A 10,175-nucleotide genomic window follows, 5' to 3' on the forward strand; every position below is an offset into this window, starting at 1 on the left:
CTATACAGTTACTTATATATATCGGCTGGCGGCAGCGCGAAGCCAGGGGAGTGTGCCGGTGTCTGCTCAATTCGATTACATCATCGTCGGTGCCGGTCCGGCCGGTTGCGTGCTCGCCTCGCGCTTGAGCGAAGACCCTGACGTCAAGTTGCTTCTTCTCGAGGCCGGAGGCCGGGACAGCAACTTTCTGTTCCACTGGCCCGCGGGCTTTGCCCGGATGACGAAGGGCATCGCTTCCTGGGGATGGTCGACCGTACCGCAGCGCCACATGCAGGGGCGGGTGCTCTGGTACACCCAGGCGAAGGTGCTGGGCGGCGGATCCACAATCAATGCCCAGATCTACACCCGCGGCAATGCACTCGACTATGATGCCTGGCGCGACGAGGCCGGTTGCGAGGGTTGGGGTTACCGCGATCTCCTTCCCTATTTCAAGCGTGCCGAGGGCAATCAGCGCTTCGACGACGAATTCCACGGCGCCGATGGTCCACTTGGTGTGGCGATGCCGCGCGGGGCGCTGCCGATCTGCGATGCCTTCATCCGGGCGGGGCAACAGGCCGGTCTTCCCTACAACCCCGACTTCAACGGGCGCTATCAGCGTGGCATCGGCTATTACCAGCTCACGCAACGCGACGCCCGTCGCTCCTCGGCAGCGGCGGCATTTCTGCGGCCGGCCATGCCGAGGCCCAATCTGACCGTGATGAGCGGTACCGAGGTCAGGCGGATCGTGGTGGAGCGGGGACGGGCAACCGGCATCGAGGTCAGGGAGGGCACGGCGCTCAGGCGCATTGCATGCGACCGGGAGGTTCTCGTCTCCTCGGGTGCGATCGGCTCGCCCCGCCTTCTGCTGCTATCGGGCATAGGCCCGGCCCGCCACCTTGGCTCCGTCGGCGTGAAGGTCGTCCACGACCTGCCTGGAGTCGGCGAAAACCTCCAGGACCATGTCGATCTGTGTGTGCTGTGTGAATGCAGCGGCGACCATTCCTACGATCGGGTCCAGCGCCCGCACCGCATGGTGGCCGCGGGCCTGCAATACATACTGTTCAAGACGGGGCCGGTGGTGTCCTCTCTGTTTGAAATGGGTGGGTTCTGGTACGCCGATCCCGCCGCGCGATCACCCGATATCCAGTTTCATTTCGGGCAGGGCTCCGGCATCGAGACCGGCATCGCCAGGCTCCAAAATCCAGGCGTCACCCTGAACACGGCTTTCGTGAGACCGCGCTCGCGCGGCAGCGTGCGATTGAGGAGTGCCGATCCCGCCGATGCCCCGCTGATAGACCCCAATTACTGGGCCGATCCCTATGATCTGGAAATGTCTCTGCGCGGTCTCGAGCTGGGGCGCGAGATCATGGCACAGCCAGCGCTGGCGCCCTTCCTGAAGCGGGAGGTTCTGCCGGGAGCGGACATCGGCAACAATCCGTCAAAGGCCTTCGACTATGCCTGCCGGATGGCGAAAACGGACCATCATCCGGTGGGAACCTGCAAGATGGGGCACGACGCGATGTCGGTGGTGGCGGTGGATCTCAAGGTTCACGGCATTGATGGGCTGAGGGTGTGCGATTCCTCCATCATGCCCTTGATCAATTCTTCCAATACCAATGCTCCCACCATCATGATCGGCGAAAAAGCGGCCGACCTGGCGAGAGGGCGACCGGCCCTTCCCGCCGCCATGTTTTCCTGGGAGCGCAACGAACCGCACCCGTTCGCAGAGGCCTAGGGCGTTGACAACCTCAAGCCGAAATGAAATAACTAATTAGTTACTACTGAAGCCTGCACAAAATTGCTTAAACGGATAAGCGGGCGCCGAGGGGAGGGAAGACTTGATCCAGGTTAGAGGCATTCAGCATATCGGCGTCACCGTGCCGGACATGAACCAAGCCGTTGACTTCTTTCAAAGCGTCTTCGGTGCCGTCACTGTAATGGAATGCGGCGGTGCCGATCTCGACGATGAATTCATGGTCCGCCGGCTCGGTGTCCCGGCTGGGACGCGTATCAAGGATCAGCGCGTCATCGTGTGCGGGAATGGAGGAAATCTCGAGCTCTTCGAATATTCCGGCGAGCCGGAGCAAACACCGATGAAGCGCAACAGCGAGGTCGGCGGCTTCCACCTCGCCTTTCAGGTCGACGACGTTGCTGCAGCTACGGCAAGGCTTCGCGCCGCCGGCGTCGAAGTGCTCGATGGACCCACGCGCATCCCATCAGGGCCTCTGGAGGGCCTCGACTGGATCTATCTGAGGGCGCCATGGGGCCTGTCTCTCGAACTGGTCAGTTGGGACGGAGCGCTGGGTTACGAGCGCGAAGGCGGCCCGAAAATGTGGTCGGTGAATAGCTGAGAGTTCGAGGGGAAGGAACGCAGCTTTCCCCTGCCGGCTGAACCCAAGCAGTCCGGTGACTATCTGCTTAACCGAATAAGCAAAGCGTTGATATCCAGGGAGGGAAATGGGAATGCGACACGTCAAGAAGTCTGTGTGGGCGGCCTGCATGGTGACCATGTTGGCCGGAACCGCCTGGGCGCAGGACAAACCCTATGCCGGCGTGGAACTGAAGATGCTCGGTATCGGCGATACGTCGGTTACCCGCGTCGCGCCCCTTGTCGGGGAGTTCGAAGCGCAGACGGGCATCAAGGTCCATATTGACCAGCTGCCCTATCCGGGGCTAATCGACAAGATCATCGTCGAATCGAGCTCCGACAATCCCACCTATCAGCTGCTGTGGGTCGACAGTCCCTGGGTGGGCATGCTTGGTGAAGCTGGCGCGCTGGAGGACCTGACGTCACGAGCCAAACGGGACGCCAAGGAAATCGGCCTCGACGACATCGTTCCCGTTCAGCTGCAGGAATTGAGCTGGCAAGGAAAGCTGCTTGGCTTCCCGGCCTCCGGCATGACATGGCTCCAGCAATATCGGCAAGACCTGATCGACAACCCCGACGAGAAGGCCAACTTCAAGAAGAAATACGGCTACGACCTGGCGCCGGCGAAGACCTGGCAGCAATATCGCGACATCGCCGAGTTCTTTTCGCGCAAGAAGGGCGAGCTGGCCGCCGGCAAGCCCCTCGATCATGATCTCTATGGCGTAAGCCAGTCCTACAGCCGCGTGCAGGGGGCCATTACCCACGACTACTTCCCCTTCATGCGCTCCTTCGGCGGCGACTATTGGGACCCGAAGACCGGCCTGTGCGCCATGACGGCCGAACCCCATGTCAAGGCTGCGGAGTACATGAAGGCGCTCGTCCCCTTCAATCCGCCGGATTATCTCGGGCTGATGTGGGACATCCAGTCCGGCTTCATGGAGCGTGGAGAAGCCGCGCAGGCGGCCTATTGGAGCGTGCGCTCGGTGCGCTTGACCAATCCCGACGAGGCGGCGGTTGCCAAGAACGGCAAGGTCGGCTTTGCCGCGAACCCCGTCTCGGGCGCGGGGCCCCAGCCGACCTACACGGGCACGCTTGGTTTCGCCGTCAACGCCAAGTCGCCTGAAAAGGAGAAGGATGCGGCCTGGGAATTCATCAAATGGGCGACGAGCGAGAAGCTCATGCGGCGGTTTGCCGAAGAGGGCAAGGGCGTGAGCCAGTTCCGCAAGTCGATCCTCGCCGATCCCAAGCTTCAGGCCAAGTATCCCTATTACAAGGTGCTCCTCGACAGCCAGGTCGATGCGCGTCGCCGGATCTTTCATCCGTTCTATCAGACGGTCGAGGAGAACTTCGGCGTCGAGCTGAGCAAATACATGGCTGGGGAAACGCCGACGGCGCTCGAGGCCCTGACCAAGGCATGCACTGCGGTGAATACGCAGCTCTCCATGTTCCCGCTCGAACAGCGCCTGCGCTGGATCAGGGACACGCCGGTCAAAGTCCTGGCGAAGTAAGCCGGGCCAGGACCTCCAGCCTGGATCGCCCCGGCCTGCGTGCCGGGGCGATCAGCCGATGCCTCGGGGAGACGCCATGAGCCAGATAGCCAATCGCAACAGAGCCATCGCACGCATCTTCCTGCTGCCGGCGATCGTCATTCTGTTCGTCACGACCATCTTCCCGATGCTGTACGCGCTCTGGCTCAGCTTCCGGAACTATGATCTCGCCAAGCCCTTCATCCCGCGGATTTTCGTCGGGCTGTCGAACTATGCGGAAGTCCTGACTTCCTCGGCGTTCCTGCATGCCTTGATCACCACCTTCAAGCTGATGGCGATGACGCTGTCGGTGCAACTGGTGCTGGGCGTAGGCATGGCGGTCCTGGTCACCCAGAAACTGCCGGCGATGGGGATCGTGCGGACCCTCCTGCTCATTCCCATGATGATATCACCCGTGATCGTGGGATTGGTCTGGCTGTTCCTCTATTTCCCGGAACTTGGCTATCTCAATTATTTTACCGGGCTGCTTGGGATATCGCCCATTGGCTGGATCACCACCACGAAATGGGCGCTGACGGCCATCGCCATCGCCGATATCTGGCAATGGACTCCCTTCTTCATGATGGGAACGGCGGCCGCTTTGCAAAGTCTGCCACCGGAACCCTATGAGGCGGCTCGCATCGACGGCAACTCCCGTTGGGACGTCTTCTGCTTCGTGACCTTGCCCCAACTGCGGCCAGTGCTGGCGAGCCTGCTGTTCCTGAGAGCGATCGATGCCTTCAAGATCTACGACATCATCTATGTGCTGACCAAGGGCGGCCCCGCCGACGCGACCGAGGTGATCTCGCTCTACATCTACCGCCAGAGCTTCACGTTCTGGCGCATGGGCGTGGGGGCTGCGGCGTCCTTCGTCTCGCTGGTGATCATCTCGCTGCTGATCACCTATTTCTTCCGCTCGATGCAGCGGCGCCAGGCCGTCCAGGCGCGATAGGCGGGAGGCTAAGAGCCATGACACCCACGATACGCGAAAAGACACTGATCTATCTTCTCATCGGCATCGTGCTGATCGTCTTCATGATCCCGATCTATCTCATCCTGGTTTCGTCGCTGAAACAGCCCGTGGACATGTTCTCGCAGCCGCCGAAGTTCATCTTCACGCCGACGCTGCAAAATTACTACGACCTGTTCACCGTACGCCCGTTCCACCTGCAGATCCTGAACAGCCTCATGGTGGCGCTGGGATCGACGGCCTTCAGCCTGGTCGTGGGCTCGCTCGCCGCCTATGCGATCTCGCGGATCAAGAAAAAATGGATCAACGACGTCGCATTCTGGATACTGTCGATGCGGATGTTTCCGCCGATCACCGTTGTCGTGCCATATTACATCATCTTCAAGACGATCGGGTTGCTCGATACGCCCCTTGCCCTGATCATCGTCTATTCGACCTTCAACATTCCGCTCACCGTCTGGCTGATGAAAGGCTTCTTCGACGAGGTTCCCGAGGCCCTCGAAGAAGCCGCCCAGGTCGATGGGCATGGCGTGATCACCACCTTTCTCAAGGTGACGCTCCCCCTGACTGCGCCGGGCCTGGCCGTCTCGGCCGTGTTTTGCTTCATCTTCTCGTGGAACGAGTTTCTGTTCGCACTGATGCTGACCGGCTCCAAGGCCCAGACGGTCACCGTTGCGGTCATGTCCTTCTGGTCCAGCGATGCGGTTCAGTGGGGACGCATCATGGCCGGGTCCTTCGTTGTGCTCATTCCAGGAATGATCTTCGTCCTCACCTGCCAGCGCTGGCTCGTGAAGGGATTGACCATGGGTTCCGTCAAGGGCTGAAGCCGCGTCGAAACAAAGGGTTAGAGCAAGGACGCGTTCAGTTCGAACGCGTCTGCTCCAGGCAGTTGGGAGTGTAACCGCATGTCATCCGTAACGCTGCGCGGCGTCATCAAGCGCTATGGCCAGCTCGAGGTCGTGCACAATATCGACCTGGCGATCGAGGAGGGGGAATTCGTGGTCCTGCTGGGCCCGTCGGGCTGTGGCAAGACGACGACCCTGCGGATGGTCGCCGGCCTCGAAGACATTTCGCAAGGCGAGATAGAGATCGCGGGCAGGGTGGTGAACAGCGTCGCGCCCAAGGACCGGCAGATCGCGATGGTCTTCCAGAACTACGCTCTCTATCCTCATATGACGGTGCGGCAGAACATGGAGTTCGCGCTCAAGCCGCAAAAGCTTTCAGCCCAGGATGTCGCGGCTCGTATCACCGAGGCCGTCCGGATACTCGGCCTCGAGGCCCTGCTCGATCGCAGGCCTTCGCAGCTTTCCGGTGGCCAGCGCCAGCGGGTGGCCATGGGGCGGGCGATGGTGCGTACGCCCAAGGTCTTCCTGTTCGACGAGCCGCTCTCCAACCTGGACGCGAAGCTGCGCACGCAGGTCCGGCTCGAAATCGCCAAATTGCACAAGCGCCTCGGGACGACCGTGCTTTACGTCACCCATGATCAGGTCGAGGCCATGACCCTGGCCGACAAGATCGTGATCATGAAGGACGGTCACATCGCGCAAGTCGGGTCCCCCGAAGAGGTTTTCGCGCATCCTCGCAATTTGTTCGTGGCGACCTTCATCGGAAGCCCGGCGATGAACCTCATCCCCGCCGAGGTTCAGCAGGCGAACGGTCAAGCAATGCTTTCGGCCGGGCCATTGCGCTTTCCGGTCCCCGCCTTGATCGCCGCCCGGCTCAAGGCGGGCCAGAAAGCCGTCATCGGCATACGTCCCAGCGACATCCAGGTCGCCCCCGATGGAACGCCAGGTCATGACGCCTCGATCGAAGTCACGGAATATCTCGGCTCGGAAGCACTCCTGAATCTGCGGATCGGTGAACAGGAACTCTGCGCCCAGATCCCGGCTTCCAGCCGACCTTCATCCGACCGGCAAAGCATCCGGGTCAATTTCGACCCCCGGCATCTGCACGTCTTCGACGCCGCCAGCGGCGAAGCCATCAGGGCGTGACCGCCCATCCAGAAGTTTGAGGTGTGTCATGGGCCGCGAGATCGTATTCACAGGCAAGCAGCAATTCGAACTCCTCGACTATGAGGAGGCAAAACTGGGCGCGAGCGAGGTGCGCGGGTCCACCCTGGCCACGCTCATCAGCCCCGGCACCGAGCTTGCCTGGGCCAATGGCGACAACTTCCCGATCCGCCCGGGCTATGCGGCGGTTTTTCGGGCCGAGGAGATCGGCTCGGCGGTGACGGACGTGAAGGTGGGGGATCGCCTGCTCTGCATGGGCGCTCATCGGTCCACCCAGCAGTTCGATCACCGCTATACGCTCAAGATCCCGGATGGCATGCCGGTGGAACTCGCCGTCGTCGCACGATTGATGGGTGTGTCGATGACCACGCTGATGACGACGGCTGCCCGTCCCGGCGAGAAGGTCGTCGTTTGCGGCGCCGGCCCGGTTGGCTACCTGGCAGCCCATCAATGCCAGATTGCGGGCTATGACGTCACCATCGTCGAGCCGGATGCCAGGCGCCGTGAAAAGGCACTCGCTTCCGGCATCGGCCGGGCACTGGCCGCCATTCCGGTCGAGGATGCAGACTTTCGAGGAAAGGTCGCCCTCGTGATTGATTGCTCCGGTCACGAGAAGGCTGTGCTCGATGGCTGCAAAATCGTCCGCAAGCGCGGCGAGGTCGTGCTGGTGGGCGTTCCCTGGAAGGCCTACACGGATATTTTGGCCCACGAAATTTTGCATGAGGTCTTTTTCAACTACGTCGTGCTGCGCAGCGGTTGGGAATGGGAAGTTCCTATCCTTTCCCGGGGGTTCGTCTGGGAAGAACTCTACGAAGGCTACAACAACGCGCCGCATAGCACCTTCTCCGGTCTGGCGACTGCGCTCAAATGGCTGGCGGAAAACCGCATTCCGACTGCTGGAATGTTCAGCGCGATGACACCTTGGGACCCCGCTAGGTCCTATCAGAAGCTGCTTCAGAAGGAAGTCGAGGAACCGTTCATCATCCTCGACTGGTCGGCGGCCTGAATTTTCGCAGAGACGGAGCTCTTTCTCGGAGGCTCTTAGAGCGTCGTGCGGGAAGTTTGAGTCGAGGGATTCCCTTTTGGGTGGATTCGTGATTCACCGTGTTAGGAGGTGTTTCATGGCACATTCCGACGACCTACGGGTTCGAGTGACCGATGTGATTAGCCAAGGGCAGTCGCGCCGAGCGGCGGGGCGGCGTTTTGCCGTGAGTGCCAGTTCGGCGATCCGCTGGGCTTCACGAGTGGAACGGAGCGGGCAAGTCAAGGCTTCGAAGATGGGGCGACCGGCAGGCAAGGGGCCGCTGTCGGATCACCTGGACTTCCTCATCGCTGCGGTGGAGGAGACGCCGGACATAACCATGCCTGAGCTTGCCGAGCGGCTCGTACGGGCGAGCGGGATTGTTGCCCATGCCGCTTCCTTGTCGCGCCTTCTGTGCCGTGCCGGGTTTACGTATAAAAAAACAGCTGATGGCGTCGGAGTGCGCACGCGCTGACGTGACCGAGAAGCGCCGTGTCTGGATCCAGAAGCATCAGCCCCGGATGCGCCGCCAGCCAGGCCGCCTGGTCTTTATCGACGACCCGAAGGGCAGCGCGGAGCAGCAAGACCAGCCTCAACACCAAAATGACCCGCCTGCGTGGCCGCGCCCCTCGCGGTCGCCGGCTCAAGGCCCGTGCCCCCTTTGGCAAATGGGGGACCCAGACCCTGATCGCGGGCCTGCGTCACCAAGGGCTGAGCGCTCCTTGGGTGATCAAGGGCGCGATGGGTCGTGCCGCCTTCAATGTCTATGTCGAAACCCAGTTGGCGCCGACCTTGCGGCCTGGCGACATCGTTATCCTCGACAATCTCAGTGTCCACAAAAGTGCAAAGGCCGAAGCCCTTATCCGGGCGCGCGGGGCCTGGATGCTGTTCCTGCCGCAGTACTCGCCAGACCTGAACCCCATCGAAATGGCCTTCTCCAAGCTTAAGGCGCATTTGCGAAAAGCCGCAGCTCGAACCTTCGATACCCTGTTCAAAGCCCTGCACGACATCTGCAAACTCTTCGAGCCACGCGAATGTAAAAACTACTTCAAGGATGCAGGATATGCTTCATAATATCGGCACGATGCTCTAATCAGGAAAGACAAATCCGTGGCCACGGATGGCATGCAGGGGCAAATCCATATTCGCCTTTTTGGCTCTTTGACGCAGGCGGCTTACGATGGTGTCAAGATTTGCATAGTCAAAGTCATAGATGTCTGCGCCCATGGCTTCGATGAGAGCACTCCGCTCGACAGTGTTGCCGCGCTCACGGAACAAGCGCCCTAGGAGGCGCTGCTCGGAGACGGTCAGACGCAGGCGGTGGCCCATGCCATCGGTAAGTATCCAGCCGCCTTCCACCAGAGCCCATTGCGGGGATCGAGGGAGAGCGGGCGTCCTATGATGGTAGTTGAGCCGGTTATTGAGCGCCGCAATCGAGGCAGCCAATTCTCGGACATCGATGGGTTTAATCAGGCAGACATCAGCACCGTTCTGGAGGCCGGCGACCCTGTCCTCTATTGCCCCCCGGCCGGTCGCCATGATGATTCCGACCGATTGCGAGGGCCGCAGATGAGCAGCGATGGACAGGCCGTCTTCACCCTCCAAGCCGATGTCGAGGATCACGATCTGCGATGGCTTGGCGGCGTAAGCTCTATATAGGGCTTCAGCGTTGTGAAATCCGTGTACGTTCAGGCCCAATCTGGATAGTCCCGTTACCATTTCCTCGCGGAAGTCGTCGTCATCATCAACAAGATAAACGAGGGGAGTGATTGTGACGTCGCTCCGTTCAGCCTCTTTTTCGAACATCGACTACCCCCATAGGGCACATGCCCGGAATATCTATTTCTGGCGCGAGCGCAGCTTTGCCTGCTCCAGTGAGCGAAGCCGCAAGCCTCCATCACCGCGGTCAGCGGCGCCTGGAGCACAAAGAATGGGGAATCTGTTGGCGCTTGAGGTCCTTTCAGAAGTCAACCGCCCCAGATCCATAGGCTCCGTACATGTGGAGCGCACTTTTCGTCAGACTCTAGTCGATCGCGATTCCGTTCTGGTGGACGTCTCCCTCATGCGATGCTCTACATCCTGGCCATGGCCCATCGAGACGGCCGGTACGTCCATCTCGTCAGAAAAAGCCCTCATGGTGGAGTGGTGCTAATTACACTTGGCAATCACGGCGGTTCGCTCCGCTTTTGCAGTCGAGCTCGTCCTTGAGTTCCGGCAGGGCGGTATAGAGATCGGCGACCAGGCCGTAGTCGGCGACCTGGAAGATCGGGGCCTCTTCGTCCTTGTTGATGGCGACGATGAC

At 60.7% G+C, this 10,175-nt stretch carries 8 protein-coding genes and 1 pseudogene; 8 read left to right on the forward strand and 1 reads right to left on the reverse strand.

All coding sequences use genetic code 11. The features are described from left to right. Positions 1-58 precede the first annotated feature (58 nt). The 8 genes and pseudogenes from ABXS05_RS34470 (at position 59) to ABXS05_RS34505 (ending at position 8,947) form a co-directional block, all read left to right on the forward strand. Positions 59-1,714 carry a GMC family oxidoreductase gene (locus tag ABXS05_RS34470; RefSeq protein ID WP_367627039.1) on the forward strand — a complete coding sequence of 552 codons (1,656 nt, stop codon included), beginning with the start codon at positions 59-61 and terminating at the stop codon, positions 1,712-1,714. Positions 1,715-1,817: 103 nt separating this feature from the next. Then, a complete protein-coding gene (locus ABXS05_RS34475; protein WP_367627040.1) occupies positions 1,818-2,330 on the forward strand; it encodes a VOC family protein in 513 nt (170 codons plus the stop codon). A gap of 112 nt (positions 2,331-2,442) precedes the next feature. After that, on the forward strand, positions 2,443-3,855 hold the full coding sequence (locus ABXS05_RS34480; RefSeq protein ID WP_367627041.1) for an extracellular solute-binding protein: 1,413 nt from the start codon (positions 2,443-2,445) through the stop codon (positions 3,853-3,855). A 76-nt stretch (positions 3,856-3,931) separates the two neighbouring features. Continuing rightward, on the forward strand, positions 3,932-4,825 hold the full coding sequence (locus ABXS05_RS34485; protein ID WP_149249490.1) for a carbohydrate ABC transporter permease: 894 nt from the start codon (positions 3,932-3,934) through the stop codon (positions 4,823-4,825). A gap of 17 nt (positions 4,826-4,842) precedes the next feature. Beyond that, entirely contained in the window at positions 4,843-5,667 is an 825-nt protein-coding gene (locus ABXS05_RS34490) for a carbohydrate ABC transporter permease (RefSeq protein ID WP_367627042.1), read from the forward strand. Positions 5,668-5,748: 81 nt separating this feature from the next. After that, complete coding sequence (locus ABXS05_RS34495) at positions 5,749-6,834, forward strand: ABC transporter ATP-binding protein (RefSeq protein WP_367627043.1); 1,086 nt, start codon at positions 5,749-5,751, stop codon at positions 6,832-6,834. A gap of 28 nt (positions 6,835-6,862) precedes the next feature. Further along, on the forward strand, positions 6,863-7,858 hold the full coding sequence (locus tag ABXS05_RS34500) for a zinc-dependent alcohol dehydrogenase (RefSeq protein ID WP_367627044.1): 996 nt from the start codon (positions 6,863-6,865) through the stop codon (positions 7,856-7,858). A 115-nt stretch (positions 7,859-7,973) separates the two neighbouring features. Continuing rightward, positions 7,974-8,947, forward strand: a pseudogene (locus ABXS05_RS34505) (IS630 family transposase). A 15-nt stretch (positions 8,948-8,962) separates the two neighbouring features. Here the strand turns inward: ABXS05_RS34505 and ABXS05_RS34510 are convergent. Beyond that, the gene (locus tag ABXS05_RS34510; RefSeq protein WP_367627045.1) at positions 8,963-9,679 is read right to left on the reverse strand and encodes a response regulator transcription factor; all 717 of its coding nucleotides are present in this window, start codon (positions 9,677-9,679) and stop codon (positions 8,963-8,965) included. Positions 9,680-10,175: the final 496 nt, after the last annotated feature.

The organism is Labrys neptuniae (assembly GCF_040797145.1).
GTDB lineage: Bacteria > Pseudomonadota > Alphaproteobacteria > Rhizobiales > Labraceae > Labrys > Labrys neptuniae.

Excerpts from the sequence above, each read along its gene's own strand:
- ABXS05_RS34490 (WP_367627042.1), top strand. The coding sequence starts at position 4,843 with ATGACACCCACGATACGCGAAAAGACACTGATCTATCTTCTCATCGGC.
- ABXS05_RS34480 (WP_367627041.1), top strand. The coding sequence starts at position 2,443 with ATGCGACACGTCAAGAAGTCTGTGTGGGCGGCCTGCATGGTGACCATG.
- ABXS05_RS34510 (WP_367627045.1), bottom strand. The coding sequence starts at position 9,679 with ATGTTCGAAAAAGAGGCTGAACGGAGCGACGTCACAATCACTCCCCTC.
- ABXS05_RS34500 (WP_367627044.1), top strand. The coding sequence starts at position 6,863 with ATGGGCCGCGAGATCGTATTCACAGGCAAGCAGCAATTCGAACTCCTC.
- ABXS05_RS34495 (WP_367627043.1), top strand. The coding sequence starts at position 5,749 with ATGTCATCCGTAACGCTGCGCGGCGTCATCAAGCGCTATGGCCAGCTC.
- ABXS05_RS34485 (WP_149249490.1), top strand. The coding sequence starts at position 3,932 with ATGAGCCAGATAGCCAATCGCAACAGAGCCATCGCACGCATCTTCCTG.